This window comes from Pseudomonas sp. MIL9, from assembly GCF_016887925.1.
Classification (GTDB): domain Bacteria; phylum Pseudomonadota; class Gammaproteobacteria; order Pseudomonadales; family Pseudomonadaceae; genus Aquipseudomonas; species Aquipseudomonas mohnii.
In genome coordinates, this window is the sequence record NZ_JAFEHE010000020.1 from 208,174 (window position 1) to 232,467 (window position 24,294).

Annotated in this window: 26 protein-coding genes and 1 pseudogene; 18 read left to right on the forward strand and 9 right to left on the reverse strand. The window is 61.5% G+C overall.

The genetic code is table 11. The annotated features are described in order from the left end of the window. The first annotated feature begins 21 nt into the window (after nt 1-21). The 7 genes from JQF37_RS20545 to JQF37_RS20575 all read left to right on the forward strand — a co-directional run bounded on the left by JQF37_RS20545 (nt 22) and on the right by JQF37_RS20575 (nt 5,594). On the forward strand, nt 22-1,146 hold the full coding sequence (locus JQF37_RS20545; protein WP_130203776.1) for a chemotaxis response regulator protein-glutamate methylesterase: 1,125 nt from the start codon (nt 22-24) through the stop codon (nt 1,144-1,146). Further along, nucleotides 1,146-1,886: a flagellar motor protein gene (locus JQF37_RS20550; protein ID WP_130203775.1), complete on the forward strand. Its 741-nt coding sequence runs from the start codon at nt 1,146-1,148 to the stop codon at nt 1,884-1,886. The genes JQF37_RS20545 and JQF37_RS20550 overlap by 1 nt, the downstream gene beginning before the upstream one ends. Before the next feature lie 15 nt (nt 1,887-1,901). Next, nucleotides 1,902-2,792: a flagellar motor protein MotD gene (motD, locus tag JQF37_RS20555; protein WP_130203774.1), complete on the forward strand. Its 891-nt coding sequence runs from the start codon at nt 1,902-1,904 to the stop codon at nt 2,790-2,792. 43 nt (nt 2,793-2,835) lie between these two features. Next, the gene (locus JQF37_RS20560) at nt 2,836-3,624 is read left to right on the forward strand and encodes a ParA family protein (protein WP_204149759.1); all 789 of its coding nucleotides are present in this window, start codon (nt 2,836-2,838) and stop codon (nt 3,622-3,624) included. Between the two features lie 126 nt (nt 3,625-3,750). Then, a complete protein-coding gene (locus JQF37_RS20565) occupies nt 3,751-4,671 on the forward strand; it encodes a chemotaxis protein CheW (RefSeq protein WP_130203772.1) in 921 nt (306 codons plus the stop codon). Between the two features lie 41 nt (nt 4,672-4,712). Further along, entirely contained in the window at nt 4,713-5,198 is a 486-nt protein-coding gene (locus JQF37_RS20570) for a chemotaxis protein CheW (protein WP_007980742.1), read from the forward strand. Beyond that, a complete protein-coding gene (locus JQF37_RS20575; RefSeq protein WP_103402497.1) occupies nt 5,199-5,594 on the forward strand; it encodes a DUF2802 domain-containing protein in 396 nt (131 codons plus the stop codon). 624 nt (nt 5,595-6,218) lie between these two features. On the opposite strand, the pseudogene JQF37_RS20580 reads toward JQF37_RS20575, so the two are convergent. From JQF37_RS20580 to JQF37_RS20590, 3 genes and pseudogenes are all read right to left on the reverse strand, one after another. Next, nucleotides 6,219-6,320, reverse strand: a pseudogene (locus tag JQF37_RS20580) (flagellar biosynthesis protein FlhB); the annotation flags it as partial. A 90-nt stretch (nt 6,321-6,410) separates the two neighbouring features. Then, nucleotides 6,411-6,740 (reverse strand): EscU/YscU/HrcU family type III secretion system export apparatus switch protein, encoded by a 330-nt coding sequence (locus tag JQF37_RS20585; protein WP_130203770.1) that lies wholly within the window; start codon nt 6,738-6,740, stop codon nt 6,411-6,413. Beyond that, the gene (locus tag JQF37_RS20590) at nt 6,737-8,311 is read right to left on the reverse strand and encodes a flagellar hook-length control protein FliK (protein ID WP_130203769.1); all 1,575 of its coding nucleotides are present in this window, start codon (nt 8,309-8,311) and stop codon (nt 6,737-6,739) included. The genes JQF37_RS20585 and JQF37_RS20590 overlap by 4 nt, the downstream gene beginning before the upstream one ends. 197 nt (nt 8,312-8,508) lie before the next feature. Here JQF37_RS20590 and ccmA point away from each other — a divergent pair, with 197 nt between their 5' ends. The 11 genes from ccmA to phnN all read left to right on the forward strand — a co-directional run bounded on the left by ccmA (nt 8,509) and on the right by phnN (nt 16,703). Next, nucleotides 8,509-9,144: a cytochrome c biogenesis heme-transporting ATPase CcmA gene (gene ccmA / locus JQF37_RS20595; protein WP_130203768.1), complete on the forward strand. Its 636-nt coding sequence runs from the start codon at nt 8,509-8,511 to the stop codon at nt 9,142-9,144. Further along, nucleotides 9,141-9,809 carry a heme exporter protein CcmB gene (ccmB, locus tag JQF37_RS20600; protein WP_007980754.1) on the forward strand — a complete coding sequence of 223 codons (669 nt, stop codon included), beginning with the start codon at nt 9,141-9,143 and terminating at the stop codon, nt 9,807-9,809. Before ccmA ends, ccmB begins: the two co-directional genes overlap by 4 nt. A 79-nt stretch (nt 9,810-9,888) precedes the next feature. Continuing rightward, entirely contained in the window at nt 9,889-10,644 is a 756-nt protein-coding gene (locus JQF37_RS20605; protein WP_130203767.1) for a heme ABC transporter permease, read from the forward strand. Continuing rightward, nucleotides 10,641-10,817, forward strand: a complete 177-nt coding sequence (gene ccmD / locus JQF37_RS20610) for a heme exporter protein CcmD (protein WP_007980758.1) — start codon at nt 10,641-10,643, stop codon at nt 10,815-10,817. The genes JQF37_RS20605 and ccmD overlap by 4 nt, the downstream gene beginning before the upstream one ends. Beyond that, on the forward strand, nt 10,814-11,269 hold the full coding sequence (gene ccmE / locus JQF37_RS20615) for a cytochrome c maturation protein CcmE (protein ID WP_047531942.1): 456 nt from the start codon (nt 10,814-10,816) through the stop codon (nt 11,267-11,269). The genes ccmD and ccmE overlap by 4 nt, the downstream gene beginning before the upstream one ends. Before the next feature lie 3 nt (nt 11,270-11,272). Continuing rightward, nucleotides 11,273-13,261, forward strand: a complete 1,989-nt coding sequence (locus JQF37_RS20620; protein ID WP_130203766.1) for a heme lyase CcmF/NrfE family subunit — start codon at nt 11,273-11,275, stop codon at nt 13,259-13,261. Continuing rightward, on the forward strand, nt 13,258-13,794 hold the full coding sequence (locus JQF37_RS20625) for a DsbE family thiol:disulfide interchange protein (RefSeq protein ID WP_130203765.1): 537 nt from the start codon (nt 13,258-13,260) through the stop codon (nt 13,792-13,794). Before JQF37_RS20620 ends, JQF37_RS20625 begins: the two co-directional genes overlap by 4 nt. After that, nucleotides 13,791-14,261 (forward strand): cytochrome c-type biogenesis protein, encoded by a 471-nt coding sequence (locus JQF37_RS20630; protein ID WP_047531936.1) that lies wholly within the window; start codon nt 13,791-13,793, stop codon nt 14,259-14,261. Before JQF37_RS20625 ends, JQF37_RS20630 begins: the two co-directional genes overlap by 4 nt. Further along, nucleotides 14,258-15,460 (forward strand): c-type cytochrome biogenesis protein CcmI, encoded by a 1,203-nt coding sequence (gene ccmI / locus JQF37_RS20635; protein ID WP_047531934.1) that lies wholly within the window; start codon nt 14,258-14,260, stop codon nt 15,458-15,460. The genes JQF37_RS20630 and ccmI overlap by 4 nt, the downstream gene beginning before the upstream one ends. Before the next feature lie 14 nt (nt 15,461-15,474). Then, nucleotides 15,475-15,882: a hypothetical protein gene (locus tag JQF37_RS20640; RefSeq protein WP_130203764.1), complete on the forward strand. Its 408-nt coding sequence runs from the start codon at nt 15,475-15,477 to the stop codon at nt 15,880-15,882. A gap of 257 nt (nt 15,883-16,139) precedes the next feature. Beyond that, entirely contained in the window at nt 16,140-16,703 is a 564-nt protein-coding gene (gene phnN / locus JQF37_RS20645) for a phosphonate metabolism protein/1,5-bisphosphokinase (PRPP-forming) PhnN (RefSeq protein ID WP_130203839.1), read from the forward strand. Between the two features lie 87 nt (nt 16,704-16,790). On the opposite strand, the gene JQF37_RS20650 is transcribed toward phnN, so the two are convergent. The 6 genes from JQF37_RS20650 to JQF37_RS20675 all read right to left on the reverse strand — a co-directional run bounded on the left by JQF37_RS20650 (nt 16,791) and on the right by JQF37_RS20675 (nt 24,156). Next, complete coding sequence (locus tag JQF37_RS20650; protein WP_130203763.1) at nt 16,791-17,996, reverse strand: MFS transporter; 1,206 nt, start codon at nt 17,994-17,996, stop codon at nt 16,791-16,793. 450 nt (nt 17,997-18,446) lie between these two features. Continuing rightward, the gene (locus JQF37_RS20655; RefSeq protein ID WP_130203762.1) at nt 18,447-19,442 is read right to left on the reverse strand and encodes a sulfate ABC transporter substrate-binding protein; all 996 of its coding nucleotides are present in this window, start codon (nt 19,440-19,442) and stop codon (nt 18,447-18,449) included. Between the two features lie 101 nt (nt 19,443-19,543). After that, a complete protein-coding gene (locus tag JQF37_RS20660) occupies nt 19,544-20,371 on the reverse strand; it encodes an ion transporter (protein WP_130203761.1) in 828 nt (275 codons plus the stop codon). 21 nt (nt 20,372-20,392) lie between these two features. Next, nucleotides 20,393-21,307, reverse strand: a complete 915-nt coding sequence (locus JQF37_RS20665) for an urea transporter (RefSeq protein WP_130203760.1) — start codon at nt 21,305-21,307, stop codon at nt 20,393-20,395. A gap of 162 nt (nt 21,308-21,469) precedes the next feature. Continuing rightward, complete coding sequence (gene pyk / locus JQF37_RS20670) at nt 21,470-22,885, reverse strand: pyruvate kinase (RefSeq protein WP_090324211.1); 1,416 nt, start codon at nt 22,883-22,885, stop codon at nt 21,470-21,472. Continuing rightward, nucleotides 22,882-24,156 carry a glycerate kinase gene (locus JQF37_RS20675; protein ID WP_130203759.1) on the reverse strand — a complete coding sequence of 425 codons (1,275 nt, stop codon included), beginning with the start codon at nt 24,154-24,156 and terminating at the stop codon, nt 22,882-22,884. Before JQF37_RS20675 ends, pyk begins: the two co-directional genes overlap by 4 nt. Between the last annotated feature and the right edge of the window lie 138 nt (nt 24,157-24,294).

Sequence of the window (24,294 nt, forward strand, 5' to 3'; positions counted from 1 at the left end):
GCTCTGTCTAACGGAGTGTTTATGGCAGTCAAAGTCCTGGTGGTGGATGATTCGGGGTTTTTCCGCCGCCGCGTCTCGGAAATTCTTGCAGCGGATTCGAATATCCAGGTCGTCGGTACGGCGACCAACGGAAAAGAGGCGATCGATCAGGCGCTGGCCCTCAAGCCGGACGTGATCACCATGGACTACGAGATGCCGATGATGGATGGCATCACAGCAGTGCGGCACATCATGCAGCGCTGCCCGACTCCGGTCTTGATGTTTTCTTCGCTAACCCACGAAGGCGCCCGGGTCACCCTGGATGCGCTGGACGCCGGCGCGGTGGATTTCCTGCCGAAGAATTTCGAAGACATTTCGCGCAATCCCGAGAAGGTCAAGCAACTGCTGTGCGAGAAGATTCTCAGCATCTCGCGCAGTAACCGACGTATCAGCACCTACACGGCACCGCCACCGGTAGCGGCCCCCGCCCCGACACCCGCGCCTTCGAGCGTTGGCAGTTACGGCGGCAACGTGCCTGCGCGTCCGGCTCCGATTCCGGCTCGTGCACCTGCGCACGCGCCTTCGTCGCCTGCGCCAAAACGCAAGGCCTACAAACTGGTCGCCATCGGCACCTCCACCGGCGGTCCGGTTGCCCTGCAACGGGTGTTGACCCAGTTGCCGGCCAATTTCCCTGCACCGATCGTGCTGATCCAGCACATGCCCGCCGCCTTCACCAAGGCATTCGCCGAGCGTCTGGACAAGCTCTGCCGCATCAGTGTCAAGGAAGCCGAGGACGGCGACATCTTGCGTCCGGGCCTGGCGCTGCTGGCGCCGGGTGGCAAGCAAATGATGATCGACGGTCGTGGCGCAGTGAAAATCCTGCCGGGCGACGAGCGTCTGAACTACAAACCCTGTGTCGACATCACCTTCGGTTCCGCAGCCAAGTCCTACGGTGACAAAGTTCTGGCGGTCGTGTTGACCGGGATGGGGGCCGACGGCCGTGAAGGTGCGCGCCTGCTCAAGCAGGGCGGCAGTTCGATCTGGGCCCAGGACGAAGCCAGCTGCGTGATCTACGGCATGCCGATGGCCATCGTCAAGGCCGAGCTCGCTGACGCTGTGTATAGCCTCGACGACATTGGCCGGCACCTGGTCGAGGCGTGTGTCTGATGGACGTTCTCAGCCTGATCGGGATCATTCTGGCGTTCGTTGCCATCATTGGTGGCAACTTCCTCGAAGGCGGTCACCTCGGTGCATTGGCCAACGGCCCGGCGGCGTTGATCGTACTCGGCGGGACCCTCGGCGCGGCGTTGCTGCAATCCCCGATGAGTGCCTTCAAGCGCGCCATACAGATTCTGGCGTGGATTCTGTTTCCGCCGCGCATCGATCTGGCCGGTGGCGTCGACCGTGTCGTTAACTGGAGCCTGACCGCGCGCAAGGAAGGCTTGCTCGGGCTGGAAGGCATGGCTGACACCGAACCCGACAACTACTCGCGCAAAGGCCTGCAACTGTTGGTCGACGGTGCCGAACCCGAAGCGATCCGCAGCATTCTGGAAGTCGATTTCTATACCCAGGAAAGCCGTGACATCGAAGCCGCCAAGGTCTTCGAAAGCATGGGCGGTTACGCACCCACCATCGGCATCATCGGTGCGGTGATGGGCCTGATTCACGTCATGGGCAACCTGGGTGATCCGTCGCAACTGGGCAGCGGCATCGCCGTGGCCTTCGTCGCCACCATCTATGGCGTGGCCAGTGCCAACCTGGTGCTGTTGCCGATTGCCGCGAAACTTAAGTCCATCGCGCTGCGTCAATCGCGTTATCGCGAAATGCTGCTGGAAGGCATCCTGTCGATCGCCGAAGGTGAAAACCCTCGCTCCATTGAGTTGAAGCTTCAGGGCTTCATGGATTGATGGGGGTAATGAACGATGGCACGCCGTCGCCAGCATGAAGAGCATGTAAACCATGAACGTTGGCTGGTTTCCTACGCCGACTTCATCACCTTGCTCTTTGCCTTCTTCGTGGTGATGTACTCGATCTCTTCGATCAACGAAGGCAAGTACAAGGTTATTTCCCAAGCGCTGATCGGTGTCTTCACCGACGCCGATCGCTCCTTGAAACCGATCCCGATCGGCGAAGAACGACCGAAGACCGTGACTCCGGCCAAGCCACTGGTCCAGGACAGTGATCAGGTCGATGCCGGTGTCGCTGGCACCAGCGATCCACTCAAAAGCATCGCCGACGACATCAGTGCGGCGTTCGGCGACTTGATCAGCTCCAATCAGATGACTGTGCGCGGCAACGAGTTGTGGGTCGAGATCGAACTCAATTCCAGCCTGTTGTTCGGCAGTGGCGACGCCATGCCCAGCGACATCGCGTTCAACATCATCGACAAGGTCGCCGCGATTCTGAAGCCGTTCGACAACCCGATTCATGTCGAGGGTTTCACCGACGATCAACCGATTCGCACGGCGCAGTACCCGACCAACTGGGAACTGTCTTCGGCCCGTTCGGCCAGTATCGTGCGCATGCTCGCGATGCAGGGGGTAAACCCGGGTCGCCTGGCGTCGGTGGGGTACGGCGAATTCCAGCCAGTGGCCAATAACGCCACGGCAGAAGGCCGGGCGCGCAATCGTCGGGTGGTGCTGGTGGTGTCGCGCAATCTCGATGTGCGACGCAGCCTGACCGGCACGGGGACCGCTCATGCACAACCGGATGCGGCGTTGAAGCGTGCTGGCACACAAACTGCACCGACCCCGGTCAAGTCGCCGGGACGAGAGGGAGCCGTCAATTCTCCGTCACCCGCATTAACACGTTGAGCTATTTCTCGGTCGATCCAATCGGCCGGGAGGAACAATCCGAATGAGAGTCTGGGCAGTCGCCAATCAAAAGGGTGGTGTCGGTAAAACCACTTCCTCTATCGCTTTAGCCGGATTACTGGCCGAGGCGGGCAAGCGCGTGGTCGTGGTCGATCTCGACCCCCACGGCTCCATGACCAGCTATTTCGGTTACGACCCCGACACTCTGGAACACAGCAACTACGACCTGTTCCTGCACAAGGGCAGCGTGCCTGAGGGCTTGCCCGGCCAGTTGTTGCTGTCCACCAGCGACGAACGCATTTCCCTGCTGCCATCGAGTACGGCGCTGGCGACCCTTGAGCGTCAGTCACCGGGCCAGAGTGGCCTGGGCCTGGTGATTGCCAAGAGCCTGGCGCTGTTGTGGCAAGACTTCGACTACGCGGTGATCGACAGCCCGCCATTGCTGGGCGTGCTGATGGTCAATGCCTTGGCGGCGAGCCAGCAGTTGGTGATCCCGGTGCAGACCGAACACCTGGCGGTCAAAGGCCTGGAGCGTATGGTCAACACCCTGGCGATGATCAACCGGTCACGCAAACAGGCGCTGCCGTTCACCATCGTGCCGACCTTGTTCGATCGCCGCACGCAAGCGTCTATGGGCACGCTGCGTGTCCTGCGCGACAAATTCCCTGACGACATCTGGCAAGGCTACATTCCGGTGGACACGCGATTGCGCGATGCCAGCCGGGCAGGGCTGACGCCTTCGCAATTCGACGGGAAAAGCCGGGGCGTTCTGGCCTACCGTTCGTTGCTCAAGCATTTGCTGGCGGCGCAACTCGTTCCGCAGGTGGCGTGAGATGAATCCAGTCCCGGCAGGAGCGAGCTTGCTCGCGATGGACGACAACGATAACGCGGGCTTCCTGGGGATGCGCGGCGCTCATACCTTCATCGCGAGCAAGCTCGCTCCTGCAAGGGGGCAGCCATGAATCGGCCAGTGAAGACCACCTCGCGTCCGCAACTGGCGCTCCAGTCTTATCTGGACAGCTTGCTGATGGAGGCGACCGAAGAACTGCCGGTTGAAGTTCAAGCGCTTGCTGAAGTCGTCGAAGTTGTCGAAGCGATTGAAGTCGAAGCTGCGCTGGATGAGTTCCAGGCGGCCGTGCTCGAAGAGCAGGCCCGTGATGCACAGAAAGCCGCCGTCGCTGCTGCCCCGGAACTGACACCTTCAGTGCCGAAGCCTGCAGTCGCCGTGCTCGAAGCACCGGCCCCCGTTCTGGCGCCGGTATCGACCATCGCGCCGTTGCTGCAGGCACTGGTCCCGCCACCCGATGAAATGCACCAAGCCTTGGTGCCGCCGGTCGTCGAAGTGCATCTGCCGCCGGCCAACACGCCGCCACCGGTGGAAACCGATGGTCGTCCGTCCTGGGCCGCCGAACCGTTCGAATGCCTGCTGTTCGATGTCGCCGGTTTGACCCTGGCGGTGCCGCTGGTGTGCCTGGGGTCGATCTACCCGCTGGCGGGGCATGAACTGACGCCGTTGTTCGGCCAGCCGGAATGGTTCCTCGGCATCCTGCCGAGCCAGGCGGGCAATCTGAAGGTATTGGACACCGCGCGTTGGGTCATGCCCGACCGTTATCGCGATGACTTCCGCCAGGGCCTGCAATACGTCATTTCGGTCCAGGGCTACGAGTGGGGGTTGGCGGTGCATCAGGTCAGCCACTCGTTGCGCCTGGACCCGAACGAAATCAAATGGCGCAGCCATCGTGGTCAACGGCCATGGCTGGCGGGCACCGTGATTGAACACATGTGTGCATTGCTCGACGTTTCCGCGCTGGCCGAGTTGATCGCCAGCGGTGGGGCCAGGCACATGGGCGGCAGCAAGCCGGCTCACAAACCTACATAACAGAACAACACCGCTAGGGCGGTTTCTTGAGGGGTCAGGGTATGAATGATAAGGCGACGGCGGCAAAGGGTTCCGAAGATCCGATCCTGCAATGGGTAACCTTCAAACTGGACAACGAAACCTACGGCATCAACGTGATGCGCGTTCAGGAAGTCCTGCGCTACACCGAAATCGCTCCGGTTCCGGGTGCACCGAGCTACGTGCTGGGCATCATCAACCTGCGCGGTAACGTGGTCACCGTGATCGACACCCGTCAGCGCTTCGGCCTGATGAACGCCGAAATCAGCGACAACACCCGTATCGTCATCATCGAAGCCGACAAGCAAGTGGTCGGGATCATGGTCGACAGCGTGGCCGAAGTGGTTTACCTGCGTCAGTCGGAAATCGAAACCGCGCCGAACGTGGGTAACGAAGAGTCCGCCAAGTTCATTCAAGGCGTGTGCAACAAGAACAACGAACTGCTGATCCTGGTCGAACTCGACAAGATGATGAGCGAAGAAGAATGGTCGGAACTGGAGAGTATCTGATTGATTCTTGAGGTGGCGGTCATTGTCCTGTTCCTGTTTTGGGCAGGCACGCTGGCAATGTTTCTGGCGTACATTCGCGGTCAGCGGCTGATTGCCGCGCAACAGGCCCAGAGTGATGCGCTGCGCGATCAGCGCATCAAGGAGCTGGCCAAGCGCGTCGACAATTACCAGAACGGCAGCGTGCGCATGGGCGAAGACCTGCACGAACTGCGCGCGATCGTCGCGCCTTTGCCGGACAAACTGGCCCAGCTGGAACAGCGCGACCCTTCCAGCCTGTCGTTCGCCCAGGCGGCACGACTGGTTGGAATGGGCGCCAGTGTCGACGAACTGACCCAGTCCTGCGGCTTGACCCAGGCTGAGGCGGAGTTGATGAGCAAGTTGCACAAGAGCAGCTAGTAACCTGTAGGAGCGAGCCCGCTCGCGATGGACGTTAACGATGACGCGGGCTGTCTGAATCAACGCGTCGTGCCTGAGTCCATCGCGAGCAGGCTCGCTCCCACAGTGGTTTCAGGCCGGTCACAAAATCGGTGTTCACCGAAAATCAAATGTAGGAGCGAGCCTGCTCGCGATGGGCGTTAACGGTGACGCGGGCTGTCTGAATCAACGCGTTGCACTTGAGTCCATCGCGAGCAGGCTCGCTCCCACAGTGGTTTCAGGCCGGTCACAAAATCGGTGTTCACCGAAAATCAAATGTAGGAGCGAGCCCGCTCGCGAAGGGCGTTAACGATGACGCGGGCTGTCTGAATCAACGCGTTGCACTTGAGTCCATCGCGAGCAGGCTCGCTCCCACAGTGGTTTCAGGTTGGGCAAAAAATCGGTGTTCACCGAAAATCAAATGTAGGAGCGAGCCTGCTCGCGAAGGACGTTAACGATGACGCGGGCTTTCTGAATCAACGCGTTGCACTTGAGTCCATCGCGAGCAGGCTCGCTCCCACAGTGGTTTCAGGCCGGTCACAAAATCGGTGTTCACCGAAAATCAAATGTGGGAGCGAGCCTGCTCGCGATGGCGTCCTCGAAGCCTCAATAATCATCCCCGCGTTCAGTGACATCCTTCTCGACCATGGGCGCGTCCGGAATGTGTCCGGCCGGGAACTTGCCCTTCAGATTCCACGCAAACGCAATGANACATTTGATTTTCGGTGAACACCGATTTTGTGACCGGCCTGAAACCACTGTGGGAGCGAGCCTGCTCGCGATGGCGTCCTCGAAGCCTCAATAATCATCCCCGCGTTCAGTGACATCCTTCTCGACCATGGGCGCGTCCGGAATGTGTCCGGCCGGGAACTTGCCCTTCAGATTCCACGCAAACGCAATGATCTCGGCAATCGTCAGATAGAGTTCCTGCGGAATGCTGTCCCCCAATTCCATGCGCGCCAACAATTTCACCAGCTCGGCGTTTTCGTAGATCGGCACTTCATGGTCGCGAGCGATCCGCAGGATTTCTTCCGCGAGTTCTTCATCGCCCTTGGCGGTGAGGGAAGGGGCGTGGGTGCCGTCGTATTTGAGGGCGATGGCCTGGCGTGGGGCGTTGGGGTTTTTCATGCGTTTTCGTCGACCCAGCGTTGTTCGAGGCGGGTTTGGGGGCCTTGGGGTGGTGTGCCGAGGTGGCAGTCGAGATCGCCGACGTTCAGGCCGGATGCCAGCAAACGTTCGCGCAATGCCGACAGGTTGCTTTCGATCAGGCTGGCGGTGTAGGGCCGTTCGGCCCACAGTTGGCTCGACAGGCTGCCTTTGATCAGCTGTGCCTGAACCAGCAGCGGCCCCAAGGGTTCCATGTTGAATGCCAGGTCGACGCGCCACAGTTGCTGTCTGGGTTCGCGTTCGTCGCGGCGTTCCTGTTGCGATTCTTTTTCGGGGGCTTCTTCTCGTTGGAACTTGACCTGCAACGGCACGATGTCCTGCAGGTTGCGCATCGGGATTTCCAGTTGCCAGGTGCTCACCAGGCGCCCGTCGGCGGTCACGCCGGTCTGTTCCAGACTCGACAACTGATGGCTTTGAAGGCGTGAAACCGCAGCGGCGGCCAGGCGCAGCAGATGTTCGAGGTCATCTTCACCTTCGGGATTTTGCAGCAGGCGTTCGGGTAACGGGAAACTGGTCGGCGGCGGTTTGGCGCTGACCTGGCCGAGCATGCCCAGGGCATTGCGCACGAAATTCGGCATGGCCTGGACCAGCGTATTCGCCGCGATAATCGCGCTGAGGTTGGTGTTGGCTTGAGGCCCTGGCGTCAATTGCGCGATCAGCTTCAGCAGGTCGGCCTTCAGGTCAGGCGCCAGTGTCGGGTTCTGCCCGGCCAGCAGCTTGGTCTCGAGGAACGTACCGCTGTTGAGTAACGCCTGGGCCAGGCCTTTGGCCGTACTCAGTTGCTGAACATCGGGCAGGCCGGCAAGCAGCCGTGAAGCGGCGGAGCGCAGATCGACGGAGGTCTGGTCGGAATCCGGCAGGTCTTGCAGGAGTTTGAGCAAACCGTCCAGCGAGCCTTGGCGACTTTGCTGGTCGACCAGTTGTTGAGTCACCGCCAGTTGTTCCTGACGACTGCTCAAGGGCACGAATTTCAGTGCCTGAGTGTCTTGCACCTGTGCGCTCAGCAGGGTGCCGATGCGCAATGGTTGCGGGCTGTCGATGCTCAGGGTGCTGCCACTCAGGACGGTATTGAGCAGGCTCACCATCGAGCGAAACACCGCGGGTTGGCCAGGCACCTGCGGCAACGCCTGGGAGGTCAGCACTTTGCCTTGCAGCAGCGTGCCGACCGGCAGTTGCGCCGTGTCGATACGGGTGAGGGTGGCGACGCTGGAGGCAATGGCTTGTTGCACGGTGACCGCCAGGTTGCTCGCCGACGGCTGAGTGACCACCATGCGGGTGCCTTGGGCCATCGGTTGGTCGCTGGTGGCCTGGACGGTGGTCTGACGGCCGCTGTCGAGGGTGACCTTGAGCAGCAATTGAAAAGTCTGATCCGCCTGCTTGAGCGACAGCACTTCGGCCGTGGCGGTCTGGCCAGCGGTGATCAGGCCCTCCATCGGCGTCAGCAGCTTGATCAGCTCGCCGCTGACCGTCAGCGGACGTGTGGTCGCCGGCATGGTCTGCGGTAGAGGGGGCGTGTTCAATTCGACTGTCATACGCGGTCACAACCTTGGGAAAATGCGCTCTTTAGAGTAGGAAATGGCATGTATAATGCCGCCCCGTTGTCTACAGGGCGGCCGAAACGTAGAAATATTTGACCCAGCTCTCTGGTTCGGGCTGCCAATACCTTTATTCTGCCTCTCTTTAACGGCCGTGCCAGAGCCGACTTGAACCGTATAAGGCCCTTGAACCCTTGATCAGTCCTGTCCTGCAAACCGTTGCCCTTGCCTGTGAGCGAGACCTTCGGCTGCTCTTCGAAAATCTCGATTTGAGACTGGCCAGTGGCGAAATGGTACAGATCAGCGGTCCCAATGGCAGTGGCAAAACCAGCTTGCTACGCCTGCTTTCGGGCCTCATGCAGCCGACCGACGGTCAGGTTCTGCTCAACGGTCAGCCGCTTGACGAACAACGTACGGAGCTGGCGCGTAACCTGTTGTGGATCGGCCATGCCGCGGGGATCAAGGACCTGCTGACCCCCGAAGAGAATTTGAGCTGGCTCTGCGCACTGCATCAGCCAGCCTCCCACGACGCGATCTGGCAGGCCCTGGCCACTGTCGGATTGCGCGGTTTCGAAGATGTTCCCTGTCACACCCTGTCCGCTGGCCAGCAACGCCGTGTGGCGCTGGCCCGGTTGTACCTGGACTGTCCACCGCTGTGGATCCTCGATGAGCCGTTCACCGCCCTCGACAAGCAGGGCGTGGCGCAACTCGAAGAGCACCTGGCTGCGCATTGCGAGCGCGGCGGCGTAGTGGTATTGACCACACACCACTCCCTGAGCCGGATGCCGGCCGGTTATCGCGACATTGATCTGGGGAAATGGGCCGTATGAGTGTTTTCGGCCTGTTGGTCGCCCGTGAGGCCCGTCTGCTGTTCCGCCGTCCGGCGGAGTTGGCCAATCCGCTGGTATTCTTCGCCATCGTCGTTTCGTTGTTCCCCTTGGCGGTGGGACCCGAGTCTCAATTGTTGCAAACCTTGTCTCCGGGACTGGTCTGGGTCGCAGCCCTTTTATCGGTTTTGCTCTCGCTGGACGGGCTTTTCCGCAGTGATTTCGAAGATGGATCACTGGAACAGTGGGTCCTTTCGCCGCACCCCCTGGCTCTTCTGGTTTTGGCCAAGGTGCTGGCACACTGGGCGTTTTCCGGCCTGGCACTGGTTTTGCTCGCACCCTTGCTGGCTTTGATGCTCGGTTTGCCTGCCGCCTGTCTGCCGGTGTTGCTGCTTTCTTTATTGCTGGGTACACCGGTGCTGAGCCTGCTCGGTGCGGTGGGCGCGGCCCTGACGGTGGGTTTGAAGCGCGGCGGCCTGTTGCTGGCGTTGCTGATACTGCCGTTGTACATCCCGGTGTTGATTCTTGGCAGTGGCGCCTTGCAGGCGGCCTTGCAAGGCATGCCGGCGACCGGTTATCTCCTGTGGCTTGGTAGCCTGACCGCCCTGGCGATAACCCTGACACCTTTTGCAATAGCTGCTGGCCTGAAGATCAGCGTCGGCGAATAATGAGGTCTGGTTAAAAAATAACCAGTAAAGACCCTTTGGCTGACTCGTGATAACGAGCGGCAACCGTGATGGAAACAGTATGAACTGGACGTGGTTTCACAAGCTCGGCTCGCCCAAGTGGTTCTACGGCATCAGCGGCAAAATGCTGCCATGGCTGAGTGTCGCGGCGTTGCTGCTGATCGGTGTTGGCGTGGTCTGGGGCCTGGCCTTCGCACCGCCCGACTACCAGCAGGGCAACAGTTTCCGGATCATCTACATCCACGTTCCGGCGGCCATGCTGGCGCAGTCCATCTATGTGATGCTGGCCGTGTGCGGCATCGTCGGGCTGGTCTGGAAGATGAAACTGGCCGACGTCGCCCTGCAATGCGCGGCGCCCATCGGCGCCTGGATGACCGCCGTGGCACTGGTCACCGGCGCGATCTGGGGCAAACCGACGTGGGGCTCGTGGTGGGTCTGGGATGCCCGACTAACGTCCATGCTGATTCTGCTGTTCCTGTACTTCGGTCTCATTGCGCTGGGCAATGCGATCAGCAATCGTGAGAGCGCCGCCAAGGCGTGCGCGGTGCTGGCCATTGTCGGTGTGATCAACATCCCGATCATCAAGTACTCGGTGGAGTGGTGGAACACCCTGCACCAGGGCGCGACCTTCACCCTCACCGAAAAACCGGCCATGCCCGCCGAAATGTGGCTGCCATTGCTGCTGACGGCGCTGGGTTTCTATTGTTTCTTCGGTGCGGTGTTGCTGCTGCGCATGCGCCTCGAAGTGCTCAAGCGCGAGGCGCGGGCCACTTGGGTGAAGGCCGAAGTGGAAAACAGCCTGGAGGTCGTTCGATGAGTTTTGCTTCATTCGGCGACTTCATCGCCATGGGCCATCATGGCCTGTATGTCTGGTCAGCCTATGGCATCTGCCTGGCGGTTCTGGCCCTCAACGTGGCGGCGCCGATCCTGGCCCGCAAGCGGTATCTGCAACAAGAGGCGCGTCGTCTGCGCCGGGAGAACGGCAAGTGAATCCCCTGCGTAAAAAGCGTCTAATCATCATTCTCGGGATCCTGGTCGGTGTCGGCGCTGCCGTCGGCCTGGCCCTGAGCGCCCTGCAGCAGAACATCAATCTGTTTTACACCCCGACCCAGATCGCCAACGGCGAAGCCCCCCATGACACGCGCATCCGCGCCGGCGGCATGGTCGAGAAGGGGTCGCTGCAACGTTCCAGCGACTCCCTGGACGTGAAGTTCATCGTCACCGACTTCAACAAGTCCGTCACCATCACCTATCGCGGCATCCTCCCGGACCTGTTCCGCGAAGGGCAGGGCATCGTCGCCCTGGGCAAACTCAACGCCGACGGCGTGGTGGTGGCCGATGAAGTGCTGGCCAAGCACGATGAGAAATACATGCCACCGGAAGTGACCAAGGCCCTCAAGGACAGTGGTCAAACCGCTCCAACACCTGCGAAGGAGGGTTGACCCATGACGTCCGCAATCTTCATCCCGGAACTGGGCCACCTGGCCATGATCCTGGCACTGTGCCTGGCGCTGGTTCAGGCCGTGGTGCCGTTGCTCGGTGCCTGGCGCGGCGACCGCTTGTGGATGAGCCTGGCCCAGCCCGCCGCCTGGGGCCAGTTCGCCTTTCTGGTATTCGCCTTTGGTTGCCTGACCTACGCCTTCATGACGGACGACTTCTCCGTCGCCTACGTGGCCAGCAACTCCAACAGCGCGTTGCCCTGGTACTACAAATTCAGCGCCGTGTGGGGCGCGCACGAAGGTTCGTTGCTGCTCTGGGCGCTGATCCTCGGCGGCTGGACCTTCGCGGTGTCGGTGTTCTCCCGGCAGTTGCCGCAAGTGATGCTGGCGCGGGTGCTGGCGGTCATGGGCATGATCAGCACCGGTTTCCTGCTGTTCCTGATCCTCACGTCCAACCCGTTCTCGCGGATCCTGCCGCAGATACCGGCGGACGGCCGTGACCTGAATCCATTGTTGCAAGACATCGGCCTGATCGTGCACCCGCCGATGCTGTACATGGGCTATGTCGGCTTTTCCGTGGCCTTCGCCTTCGCCATTGCCGCATTGCTCGGCGGTCGTCTCGATGCTGCGTGGGCTCGTTGGTCGCGCCCCTGGACCATCGTGGCCTGGGCGTTCCTCGGTATCGGCATCACCCTGGGCTCGTGGTGGGCCTACTACGAACTCGGTTGGGGCGGCTGGTGGTTCTGGGACCCGGTGGAAAACGCTTCCTTCATGCCGTGGCTGGTGGGCACTGCGCTGATTCACTCGCTGGCGGTCACGGAAAAGCGTGGCGTGTTCAAGAGCTGGACCGTGTTGCTGGCCATCGCCGCCTTCTCGCTGAGCCTGCTGGGGACCTTCCTGGTGCGTTCCGGGGTGCTGACCTCGGTGCACGCCTTTGCGTCCGATCCCGAGCGCGGCGTGTTCATCCTGATTTTCCTGTTGTTTGTGGTCGGTGGCTCGCTGACGCTGTTCGCCCTGCGCGCACCGGTGGTCAAGAGCCAGGTCGGCTTCAACCTCTGGTCGCGGGAAACCCTGCTGCTGGGCAACAACCTGGTGCTGGTGGTCGCGGCTTCGATGATCCTGTTGGGCACCTTGTATCCCTTGGTCCTGGATGCGATGACCGGCGCCAAGCTGTCGGTCGGCCCACCGTATTTCAACGCACTGTTCATTCCGTTGATGGCGTTGCTGATGCTGGTGATGGCGGTCGGCGTGATCGTGCGCTGGAAAGACACCCCGGTGAAATGGCTGGCAGGCATGCTGACCCCGGTGTTGCTCGGCAGCACCGCGCTGGCTGTGGTGGCCGGTGTCGCGTATGGCGACTTCAACTGGGCGGTGCTGGCGACCTTCCTGCTCGCCGCCTGGGTGTTGCTGGCCGGTGTGCGTGACATCTTCGACAAGACTCGCCACAAAGGCCTGATCAAAGGACTGCCGACCCTGACCCGCAGTTATTGGGGCATGCAGCTGGCGCACCTGGGCATCGCGGTCTGCGCCCTCGGCGTGGTGCTGTCGAGTCAGAACAGTGCCGAGCGCGACCTGCGCCTGGCGCCCGGCGAATCGATGGACCTGGCCGGTTATCACTTCATCTTCGAAGGCGCCAAGCACTTCGAAGGCCCGAACTTCACGTCTGACAAGGGCACCATCCGGGTGATCCGCGACGGTCGGGAAGTCAGCGTGCTGCACCCGGAAAAACGCCTCTACACCGTGCAGAACTCGGTGATGACCGAAGCCGGGATCGACGCCGGCTTCACCCGTGACCTGTACGTCGCACTGGGTGAACCGCTGGGCGATGGTGCCTGGGCCGTGCGCGTGCACGTCAAGCCGTTCGTGCGCTGGATCTGGTTCGGCGGCTTGCTCACCGGCCTGGGTGGTGTGCTGGCGGCGCTGGATCGACGGTATCGGGTCAAGGTGAAAAGCCGAGTGCGTGAAGCACTGGGCATGTCGGGAGCCACTGCATGAGACGCTGGTTGATGCTGTTGCCACTGGTGATTTTTCTGGTGGTCGCTGTTTTCCTGTATCGCGGTCTGTACCTGGACCCGGCCGAGTTGCCCTCGGCCATGATCAACAAGCCGTTCCCCGAGTTTTCCCTGCCCGCGGTGCAGGGCGACAAGACCCTGACCCGCGCCGACATTCTGGGTAAACCGGCGCTGGTCAACGTGTGGGGCACCTGGTGCATTTCCTGCCGGGTCGAGCACCCGGTGCTGAACAAACTCGCCGAGAAGGGCGTGGTGATCTACGGCATCAACTACAAGGACGTCAATGCCGACGCCTTGAAGTGGCTGAACGAATTCCACAACCCCTACCAGCTCGACATCCGTGACGACGAGGGCACGCTGGGTCTGAACCTCGGTGTCTATGGCGCTCCGGAAACCTTCTTCATCGACGCCAAGGGCATCATCCGCGACAAGTTCGTCGGCGTGATCGACGAGCAGGTCTGGCGCGAAAAACTGGCGGCCAAATATCAGGCGCTGGTCGACGAGGCCAAGCCATGAAGCGCTGGATCGCTGCCGTCATTTTGGGTTTGAGCCTGGTCGGTGTGGCGCAGGCTGCCATCGACACCTATGAGTTCGCCAAGGAAGGTGATCGCGAGCGTTTTCGCGAGCTGACCAAGGAGTTGCGTTGCCCCAAATGCCAGAATCAGGACATCGCCGACTCTAACGCCCCTATTGCTGCCGACCTGCGCAAAGAGATTTTCCGCATGCTTGGCGAGGGCAAGGACAACCAGCAGATCATCGATTTCATGGTTGATCGCTACGGTGACTTCGTCCGTTACAAACCCGCTCTCAACGCCAAGACTGCACTGCTCTGGTTCGGCCCGGCCGGTCTGCTGCTGGGCGGTTTTGTGATCATCGCGGTGATCGTCCGCCGTCGTCGTGTGCAACGCGCCGCCACCCCGGGCTCGCTTTCTGCCGAGGAGCGCGAGCGCCTCGACCACCTGTTGGATAAAAACCAAGAATGATTGATTTCTGGCTCGCTGCAGGTCTGCTGCTTCTGGTGGCCCTGAGTTTTCTGCTGATCCCCGTTCTGCGTAGTCGTCGCGCCCAGCTCGAAGAGGATCGTACCGCCCTGAACGTGGCGCTGTATCAAGAGCGCGTGGCTGAGTTGCAGACTCAGCAGGAAGAAGGCGTGCTCGATGCGGCGCAAATGGATGCCGGTCGCGCCGAAGCCGCCCGTGAATTGCTCGCCGACACCGAAGGCGTCGCCGCGCCACGGGTGTCGCGCCTGGGCAAGCCGGCACCGTTGCTGGCAGCGGTCCTGGTGCCGGTGCTGGGCCTGGGTTTGTACCTGCATTTCGGTGCCAGCGACAAAGTCGAGCTGACCCGGGAATTCTCCCAGCCACCGCAGTCGATGGAAGAGATGACCCGGCGTCTGGAGCGCGCGGTCGCGGCGCAGCCCGATTCCGCTGAAGCCTTGTATTTCCTCGGTCGTACTTACATGACCCAGGATCGTCCTGCCGATGCCGCGAAGATTTTCGAGCGCACCGTGAACCTGGCCGGTCGTCAGCCGGAACTGCTCGGTCAATGGGCTCAGGCCCAGTATTTCGCCGATGGCAAGCAGTGGTCGGAGAAAATCCAGGCACTGACTGACGAAGCGCTCAAGGCTGATCCGAAAGAAGTCACCAGCCTCGGGCTGCTGGGTATCGCGGCTTTCGAAGGTCAGCGTTATCAGCAAGCCATCGATTACTGGAATCGCCTGTTGGAGCAATTGCCGCCGGACGACCAATCCCGCGTGGCGCTGCAGGGCGGCATTACCCGCGCCACCGAGAAACTGGTGGCCAGCGGCGGCAAGGTGGCCGAGGCGCCCGCAGCCAAACCGGCTGCGCGACTCAAGGTTCATGTGGACCTGGCGGCCGAGCTGAAAGGCAAGGTCCAGCCGGGCGACAGCGTCTTCATCTTTGCTCGCGCCACTTCAGGCCCACCCGCGCCGTTGGCGGCCAAGCGCCTGACCGTGGCCGACTTGCCGGCAACCGTCGAACTCGGCGATGCCGATGCAATGATGCCGCAGTTGAAACTGTCGAACTTCCCTGAAGTCCAACTGGTTGCGCGCATCTCCCGTGCCGGTCAACCGACGGCAGGTGAGTGGGTCGGTCGCAGCCAGCCTTTGGCCAGCAGCACCACCGCGCCGCAGACACTGACCATCGACAGCCCGGACAAATAACAGGAAACGCCACCATGACCGCCATCGCTCGTATCACCTTGCTCAGCGTTGTTTTGGGGCTGAGCGCTTGTGCGGTCCAACGGCCACCCGAACATCAGACCCCGTCACCGATCCCGTCGTCGCAGCCGGGCACCAAGCCGGCGCCTTCGACCGCACCGGGTAAATCGACCACCCCGGCCAAACCCGCGAAACCGCTGCCACGTACCTCGGCCAGCTTCGCGCCACCGCCGGGTGGCAACAGTCATTGGGACCCGAAACTGGGTGTCTATGTGCTCGATGATCAACCGAACACGTTCTACCGCCAGCGCACCTACTACCGCTGGGATAACGGCTGGAGCCGCTCGATCAGCCCGAAAGGGCCGTGGGAAGAGACGGATATCCACGGCGTGCCGGGTGGTTTGGGGCGGCAATTCGGGCAGTGACGCAAAGGCGACCTTCGGGGTCGCCTTTTTTGTGCTGCCTGCTGGCGACGACAGGGTGTCGGACGACTTCAACGCCGGATGGACGGAGCCCCGAACACCGTGCGCGGCGGATTGCACTGGAGTAATGTGGCGGCCTTCGACGCGACGGCTTGGGTTGAACAGTCGTGGCGAGCATGCACGGGTTTCGCGTGCAGCCCTTTGTCCGGACGGGCTGCCGTGGGTACAACGAGTCAGGCGACATGCAGGAAGGTATTTTGATGGCGGGCAGGTTGATCTATCTCATCGGTCCTTCCGGCTCAGGCAAGGACAGCCTGCTGGAGGCCGCACGAGCACGGCTTGCCGAACGTGGCTGTCGAATCGTACGGCGGGTCATCACTCGCTCGGCGGAAGCGGTGGGGGAATCGGCGCTGGGTGTCAGCATGCAACAGTTCGCCGAAATGGAGGCCCAGGGCGCCTTTGCCCTGAGCTGGCACGCTAACGGCCTGGCCTATGGCATTGCGCGCGACATCGACGACTGGCTGGCGGCAGGGGAGGACGTGCTGGTCAATGGCTCTCGCGGGCACCTGCAGAACACTCGCGAGCGTTACCCCGACCTGATCGTGCTCTTGCTGACCGTGGATCTGGCCGTGTTGCGCCAGCGCCTGCTGGCGCGCGGGCGTGAATCGGTGGTCGAGATCGATCGCCGACTGGCCCGCAATGCCCGTTTCAATGAGCGCTTGCTGGCCGATAGCGAGCCCGCCGTGCATCTGCTCGACAACTCCGGCCCGCTGGATTACACGGTTGAACGTCTGCTGGTCTGCATCGACAAATCAGGCGCGTGAGCCCGGTGATCTTGGCGCAGGTCGGGTCAATTCAGAGCTCTTTTGTCAGCAAGCCCTGACGGTGCCATTGGCCAACTCCGTGGCCATTCAGGCCATGGCCGGGAAAGGTTGTTTTGACACCGTCAAAAACCGCAGTAACGCCAACAGCGGAAACGCACTGCCCACCACCACGATCCACAACCAGCCACCCTGTTCGTACACCAGGCTCGCCACCGACGAACCGAACGCACCGCCGATGAAGATGCTGGTCATGTACAGCGCATTGAGTCGGCTGCGGCTTTTGGCGTCGAGGGCGTAGACCGCGCGTTGGCCGAGGACCATATTCATCTGCACGCAAAAATCGAGTACCACACCGGTCACCGCCAGACCGATCACGCTGTAGGCCGGATGGATGAAGGCCGGCAGGAAGCTCAGGCTGGCGAACAGCAGGGCCAGCAAGGACGCGACGCGGGTGTGGCCGGCATCGGCCAGGCGACCGGCGATGGGCGCGGCGATGGCGCCGATGGCACCGACCAGCGCAAAGATCGCGATCTGGCTTTGCGACAGGCCATGGTTGCGCGCCAGCTCCAGTGGCACCGCGGTCCAGAACAGGCTGAACGTGGCGAACATGCATCCCTGGTAAAACGCACGCTGACGCAACACCGGTTGCTTGCGCAACAGCGTCCACAGCGAGCCCAGCAACTGGCCGTAAGAAGCACTGTGATCCGGTTGGCGCTTGGGGATGGTCAATGCGAGCACAACGCTGATGGCGACCATCAACAGCGCCGCGATGACAAACATCGCCCGCCAGCCGAAATGGTCCGCCACCACGCTGGACACCGGCCGCGCCAGCAGAATCCCCAGTAGCAGGCCTCCCATGATCCCGCCGACCACACGACCGCGAGACTCTTCCGGCGCCAAATGCGCGGCCAGTGGAATCAGGATCTGCACCGACACCGAACTGAAGCCCACCAGCAGCGAAATCAGCAAAAACACGTTCGGCTGATCGGTAAATGCCGCGCCCAGCAGACTGGCAATCGCCACCACCGTGGTGGTGATCATCAGCCGACGGTTCTCCAGCAAATCACCCAGTGGTACCAGGAAAAACAGGCCCAGCGCATAACCGATCTGGGTCAACGAAACGATCAGGCTGGCCATGGTGTTGGTCAGGCCGATGTCCGGGGCGATCAGGCCGATGATGGGTTGCGCGTAGTAAATGTTGGCCACGATGGCGCCACAACAGAAAGCGAACAGCAGCACCATGCCTCGGGTCATTGTCGCGGTGCCGTGGGACGCCTGGGTCGCTGGGTTCATAACGTGTCTCGCTGAACAAAAGGGAATGCGCGCAGGCTAATGGCCTGATGGGTACGGCGGAAGAGTGATTGGAGTGATACCACTCATTTCATTGCGGAATGAGTGACGGGATCATGTGCCGTCGGCCCGTGAACCTTGCGTCGAAATCTTGAGGTCTGATGATACATTCACTTACATCCTGTTCGATAGCATGCTCATGTTCGCTGCTTCACTTCGTTAACGTTCATTAGCGGAAGTCACGTCCATGACTTTCTGCGGCAATTTCAGCGGAAATGGCAAGCCCAACAGGAGCGAGTTTTTTCGCGAAGCTCGTTAACGATTATGGGTAAATCCGGATGACCAGTGGCGCACTTGGGTTTTTCGCGAGCAGGCTCGCTCCTACGGGGATTTGGTGCTGTATAGACGAGAAAGGCGACCTGTTGAGGTCGCCTTTTTCATTACCGCCAGGGTTTATTGCGCATAAATCTGATCGAAAACCCCACCATCATTGAAGTGGGTTTTCTGCACGGTGCGCCAGTCGCCGAAGGTCTTCTCTACCGACAGGAAGTCGACTTTCGGGAAACGGTCGGTGTACTTGGCCAGCACGGCCGGGTCACGCGGGCGCAGGTAGTTGGCGGCGGCGATTTCCTGGCCTTCCGGCGACCACAGGTACTTCAGGTACTCCTCGGCGGCGGCGCGGGTGCCTTTCTTGTCGACGGTTTTGTCGACCACCGACACCGGCGGCTCGGCTTCGGCGGACACGCTTGGGTAGATGACTTCAAACTGGTCGCGGCCGAACTCGCGGGCGATCATTTCCGCTTCGTTTTCGAAGGTCACCAGCACATCGCCGATCTGGTTGGTCATGAAGGTGGTGGTTGCGGCACGACCACCGGTATCGAGCACTGGCGCCTGTTTGAACAGTTTGCCGACGAAGGCTTTGGCCTTGTTCTCGTCGCCGCCGTTCTTCAGCACGTAGCCCCACGCCGACAGGTAGGTGTAGCGGCCATTACCCGAGGTTTTCGGGTTAGGCACGATCACCTGCACGCCATCCTTGAGCAGGTCCGGCCAATCCTTGAGTGCTTTCGGGTTGCCCTTGCGGACGATGAACACGGTGGCCGAGGTAAACGGCGCACTGTTGTTCGGAAGGCGCGTCACCCAGTTGTCCGGGACCAGTTTGCCGTTGTCCGCCAGGGCGTTGATGTCGGTGGCCATGTTCATGGTGATGACGTCAGCCGGCAGGCCGTCGATGACCGAACGCGCCTGTTTGCTGGAGCCGCCGAAGGACATCTGCAGGGTGATGTTTTCGTTGTGCTCGGCTTGCCAGTGTTTCTGGAACGCAGTGTTGTAGTCCTTGTAGAAATCGCGCATCACGTCGTAGGAAACGTTGAGCAGGGTCGGTGCGGCCTGAGCCACACTGGTCAGTGCCAGGCCAGCGGCCAGAAGTGAGGCGCCAAAGAGTTTTTTCACTGCGCAATCCTTGTTCTGAAAGTTGTTTTTAAAGTTGAGGCAATTTGCCAGCGACTATAGCCGGGCGCGCATAGTCCTTTAAAGATTAAAAAGTACTTTGCTTATTCCATTTTCTTGAACAATGCATTGCCGCAACGAGAGCAGAACGCGGCGTCGGGTTCATGGCTTTTTTTCCGGCACACAGGGCAATCGTGGTCAAGGTTTTCACCGCGCATGGCGTTGGCCAGTTCAGCGGTGAATATGCCGGTCGGCACGGCGATGATCGAGTAACCGGTGATCATCACCAGCGAGGAAACCACCTGCCCCAGCGGCGTCTTCGGCACGATATCGCCGAAGCCTACGGTGGTCAGGGTCACGATAGCCCAATAGATGCCTTTGGGGATGCTGGTGAAGCCATTTTGCGGGCCTTCGATCACGTACATCAGCGTACCGAACACCGTCACCAGCGTGCAGACGCTGACCAGGAACACCACGATTTTCTGCTTGCTGCCGCGCAGGGCGGACATCAGGTAGTTGGCTTGTTTCAGGTAAGGGCTGAGCTTGAGTACGCGGAAAATCCGCAGCATCCGGATGATCCGGATAATCAGCAGGTACTGCGCATCGCTGTAATACAGCGCGAGGATGCCGGGCACGATGGCCAGCAGGTCCACCAGGCCATAAAAGCTGAAGGCGTAGCGCAGCGGCTTGGGCGAACAGTACAGGCGCAGGCCATATTCGATGGCGAAGATGACCGTGAAACCCCATTCGATATACGCCAGCACATCGGCGTAGTTCTGGTGTACGGCATCGATGCTGTCGAGCATCACGACCACCAGGCTGGCGAGGATGATCAACAGCAAAATGCCGTCGAAACGCCGACCGGCCTGGGTGTCGGTCTGGAAAATCATGACGTAGAGTTGTTCACGCCAATTTTTAGTGCTGCTGTCCATGGATAACGCCTGACTCGAGAATCAACGCAGCCTAGGTCGATTCTCCCCGGGAGCGCAAGGCACAGAGGCATCCATGGCGTTGCCGAACACTTGAGCCACCGAACGGACCAGCCAGCCGGCGAGGATGAACGGCGCGGTCAGCGTGGGCAGGCCGATCGTGGCGAACACCGGCGTCAGCAGCAACGCCAATGCAATGCCGGCCAGTGGCAGCCACGGCTGCTGGCGCTGTGCACTGAAGGCGAGGGCGACGAGCACGGCGTTATAGCCACCGAGGCCGAGCAGGGCGGTATAGAAGTCATGGTGCAGCAGGCTCCAGCCCATGCCCGCGACAGATGCCAACAACGCCCAGCAGAATGCGCGACGGTCAGCCATCAGCAAGCCGGCGGCGATGATCGCACCGGCCAGCGGCTGGCCGAGGAACATCACCTGACCCAAGCCTTTGAGTGGTGCAGCGAGCATGTTCAGCGTGTTGATTTCGATCAAATGCGCCTGGGTCGAGGGCGTAGCAAAGCACAGCAACACCCAGCTCAAGATCACGAAGGGTGCGGTGTAGGCGGGCAGGCATTGGCTGAGCCGGGCACGCTTGAGCCACTGTTGGGTGAGCATCGCGCTCAGCCCGCCGCAGGCGATGATCACCAGCGGCAGCATGGCCGACCAGGGAAAATAGAGGCTCAGCAACAACCCGAGCAAAACGCCGTTGTAACTGAACAGCCCGGCCTGGCGATCGGCCTTGGCGTAGCCACGACGTTGCGCGGTGAGCAACCCGGCGACGCCGCCGAGCAGCGCGCCGCCGAGCAGGGCGGGTGCGGTAAACAGAATGGCGAGCAGGCACAGCAGACCGAACAGCGGATGACGCTGGAGGAATACCTGACTGAAGCCATTGAGCAAGGCCGTCGCCCAATCGGGGCAATGGGTGTTGAAGTGGTTGGCAGGCATGGCAGTTCTGAAAGTCAAAGGGAGCGAGTCGGTCGAGCGCGACCCCGGCTGATCGCCAGCAGGCTGGCTCCCACACCGAATCTCAGTTCAATTTTGATTCCGTGATCGACACAAAACCAATGTGGGAGCCAGCCTGCTGGCGATGAGGCCGGCATGGGCGCTCTAGATCAACGTCTCGATGCGCAACGAGTTAGTCGACCCCGGTTGCCCGAACGGCACACCCGCCGTGATCAACAATGTGTCCCCACGCTGGGCCATGCCTTGGGCCTGGGCGATCTCCAGCGCGGTCGAGCACACCTCATCCACCTGACGCAGGCGATCGTTGACCACCGAGTGCACGCCCCACGCCACGCTCAGGCGACGGGCGGTTTGCAGGTTCGGCGTCAGGTTGAGGATCGGCACCGTCGGCCGCTCCCGTGCCGCTCGCAGGGTCGACGCGCCAGACTCGCTGTAATTGACCAGGACCGCCACCGGCAGCACATTGCTGATGCGACGGATCGCGCAACTGATCGCATCGGAAACGGTCGCTTCGGCTTTCGGCCGGCTGACGTCCAGCTGGGTCTGGTAGTCCGGGCCGTTTTCCACCTGACGGATGATCTTGCTCATCATCTGCACGGCTTCCAGCGGGTATTCACCGGAGGCGGTTTCCGCCGACAGCATCACCGCGTCCGCACCTTCGGCCACGGCGTTGGCCACGTCTGTGACTTCGGCGCGGGTCGGGGCCGGCGAGAAGCGCATCGATTCGAGCATCTGGGTGGCCACCACCACCGGTTTACCGAGCTGGCGACACGTGCTGATGATGTTTTTCTGGATCTGCGGCACGCTTTCGGCCGGCACCTCCACGCCGAGGTCACCCCGGGCAACCATGATCGCGTCGCTCAACTCGGCGATTTCCCGCAGTTGGGTGACCGCCGATGGTTTTTCGATCTTGGCCATCAAGAACGCTCTGTCGCCGATCAGGGCGCGGGCTTCGCGGATGTCGTCCGGACGTTGCACGAACGACAGGGCCACCCAGTCCACACCGAGTTCGAGACCGAAGCTCAAGTCGCGGCGATCCTTGGCGGTCAACGGGCTCAGGTCGAGCACCGCTTGCGGCACGTTCACCCCTTTGCGATCCGACAGTTCGCCGCCATTAAGCACCGTGGTATCGATGGCGTCGGCGTACTTGGTGACCACCCGCAGGCGCAACTTGCCGTCGTCCAGCAGCAGGTCCATGCCCGGCTCCAGCGCGGCGATGATTTCCGGGTGCGGCAGGTTGACCCGGCGCTCATCGCCCGGCGTGGTGTCGAGGTCCAGGCGCAGGGCCTGACCGCGTACCAGTTGCACCTTGCCCTCGGCGAACTTGCCGACCCGCAGTTTCGGGCCTTGCAGGTCCATCAGGATGCCCAGCGGATAATTCAGCTGGCGCTCGACTTCACGGATCCACTGATAGCGCTGGGCGTGGTCGGCATGATCGCCGTGGCTGAAGTTCAGGCGGAAGATGTTGACCCCGGCCTGCACCAGCTCGCGGATGTCGTCGATTCCGTCGGTGGCAGGGCCGAGGGTGGCGAGGATTTTGACCTTTTTATCAGGCGTCATGGTTTTGGGCTCTCGAGAATCAGAATGGCACGGAAGTCGTTGACGTTGGTGCGGGTCGGCTCGGTGACGATCAGTGCGTCCAGCGCCTCGAAGTAGCCGTAACCATTGTTGTTGTCCAACTCGTCGCTGGCGCTCAAGCCGAGGGCGGCGGCACGCTCGTAACTGTCCGGGGTCATGATCGCGCCGGCATTGTCTTCGGAGCCGTCGATGCCATCGGTGTCACCGGCCAGCGCGTAGACACCGGGCAGGCCCTTGAGGCTGTCGGTCAGGCTGAGCAGGAATTCAGCGTTGCGTCCGCCCCGGCCATTGCCGCGCACGGTCACGGTGGTTTCGCCACCCGAGAGGATCACGCACGGCGCCGGCAATGGCTGCCCATACAGGACCACCTGGCGGGCGATGCCGGCGTGGACTTTGGCCACCTCGCGGGATTCGCCTTCCAGGTCGCCGAGGATCAGCGGGCTGAAGCCGGCCTGGCGGCATTTCACGGCGGCAGCCTCCAGCGATTGTTGCGGGCGGGCGATCAACTGGAAATGACTGCGGGCCAGGCTTGGGTCGCCGGGCTTGACCGTCTCCGATTCCGGGCTTTGCAGCCAGGTGCGCACGGACGCCGGCACTTCGATGGCGTAGCGCTTGAGGATCGCCAGCGCCTCGGCCGACGTGCTCGGGTCGGCCACGGTGGGGCCGGAGGCGATGACCGTGGCGAGGTCGCCCGGTACGTCGGAAATCGCGTAGGTATAGACGGTGGCGGGCCAGCAGGCCTTGCCCAGGCGCCCGCCCTTGATCGCCGAGAGGTGCTTGCGCACGCAGTTCATCTCGCCGATGGTCGCGCCGGATTTGAGCAGGGCTTTGTTGATCGACTGCTTGTCGGCCAGGGTGATACCGGCGGCGGGCAGGGCGAGCAACGCGGAACCCCCGCCCGAGAGCAGGAAGATCACGCGGTCGGCTTCGGTCAGGTTGCTGACCAGTTCAAATACCCGTTTGGCCACGGCCTGGCCGGCTGCATCCGGTACCGGGTGCGCGGCTTCGACCACTTCGATTTTTTCACAGGGCGCGCCATGGCCGTAACGCGTCACGACCAGGCCGGACACTTCACCCTGCCAGCGGCGCTCGACCACCTGGGCCATGGCCGCCGCGGCTTTGCCGGCACCGATGACGATCACCCGACCGCTGCGATCTTTGGGCAAATGGGCTTCGAGGACTTGCTGCGGATGGGCAGCGTCGATGGCAGTGGCGAACAGCTCGCGCAGGAATTGTTGCGGATCGACCGACATGGCGGGCTCCCGAGAATTCTTGTTATTCGAAAGGGCAACTCAGATTCCTTGTGGGAGCGAGCCTGCTCGCGAAGGCGGTGTGTCAGCCAACATGGATGTTGAATGTGCAACCGCTTTCGCGAGCAGGCTCGCTCCCAC

Coding starts and splice junctions, on each gene's coding strand:
- JQF37_RS20625 (WP_130203765.1), top strand. CDS start 13,258: ATGAGACGCTGGTTGATGCTGTTGCCACTGGTGATTTTTCTGGTGGTC.
- ccmI (WP_047531934.1), top strand. CDS start 14,258: ATGATTGATTTCTGGCTCGCTGCAGGTCTGCTGCTTCTGGTGGCCCTG.
- JQF37_RS20640 (WP_130203764.1), top strand. CDS start 15,475: ATGACCGCCATCGCTCGTATCACCTTGCTCAGCGTTGTTTTGGGGCTG.
- JQF37_RS20665 (WP_130203760.1), bottom strand. CDS start 21,307: ATGCCTGCCAACCACTTCAACACCCATTGCCCCGATTGGGCGACGGCC.
- JQF37_RS20545 (WP_130203776.1), top strand. CDS start 22: ATGGCAGTCAAAGTCCTGGTGGTGGATGATTCGGGGTTTTTCCGCCGC.
- JQF37_RS20565 (WP_130203772.1), top strand. CDS start 3,751: ATGAATCGGCCAGTGAAGACCACCTCGCGTCCGCAACTGGCGCTCCAG.
- JQF37_RS20675 (WP_130203759.1), bottom strand. CDS start 24,156: ATGTCGGTCGATCCGCAACAATTCCTGCGCGAGCTGTTCGCCACTGCC.
- JQF37_RS20570 (WP_007980742.1), top strand. CDS start 4,713: ATGAATGATAAGGCGACGGCGGCAAAGGGTTCCGAAGATCCGATCCTG.
- ccmB (WP_007980754.1), top strand. CDS start 9,141: ATGAGTGTTTTCGGCCTGTTGGTCGCCCGTGAGGCCCGTCTGCTGTTC.
- ccmD (WP_007980758.1), top strand. CDS start 10,641: ATGAGTTTTGCTTCATTCGGCGACTTCATCGCCATGGGCCATCATGGC.
- JQF37_RS20660 (WP_130203761.1), bottom strand. CDS start 20,371: ATGGACAGCAGCACTAAAAATTGGCGTGAACAACTCTACGTCATGATT.
- JQF37_RS20590 (WP_130203769.1), bottom strand. CDS start 8,311: ATGACAGTCGAATTGAACACGCCCCCTCTACCGCAGACCATGCCGGCG.
- pyk (WP_090324211.1), bottom strand. CDS start 22,885: ATGACGCCTGATAAAAAGGTCAAAATCCTCGCCACCCTCGGCCCTGCC.
- JQF37_RS20650 (WP_130203763.1), bottom strand. CDS start 17,996: ATGAACCCAGCGACCCAGGCGTCCCACGGCACCGCGACAATGACCCGA.
- JQF37_RS20550 (WP_130203775.1), top strand. CDS start 1,146: ATGGACGTTCTCAGCCTGATCGGGATCATTCTGGCGTTCGTTGCCATC.
- JQF37_RS20630 (WP_047531936.1), top strand. CDS start 13,791: ATGAAGCGCTGGATCGCTGCCGTCATTTTGGGTTTGAGCCTGGTCGGT.
- JQF37_RS20605 (WP_130203767.1), top strand. CDS start 9,889: ATGAACTGGACGTGGTTTCACAAGCTCGGCTCGCCCAAGTGGTTCTAC.
- JQF37_RS20560 (WP_204149759.1), top strand. CDS start 2,836: ATGAGAGTCTGGGCAGTCGCCAATCAAAAGGGTGGTGTCGGTAAAACC.
- JQF37_RS20585 (WP_130203770.1), bottom strand. CDS start 6,740: ATGAAAAACCCCAACGCCCCACGCCAGGCCATCGCCCTCAAATACGAC.
- JQF37_RS20620 (WP_130203766.1), top strand. CDS start 11,273: ATGACGTCCGCAATCTTCATCCCGGAACTGGGCCACCTGGCCATGATC.
- motD (WP_130203774.1), top strand. CDS start 1,902: ATGGCACGCCGTCGCCAGCATGAAGAGCATGTAAACCATGAACGTTGG.
- phnN (WP_130203839.1), top strand. CDS start 16,140: ATGGCGGGCAGGTTGATCTATCTCATCGGTCCTTCCGGCTCAGGCAAG.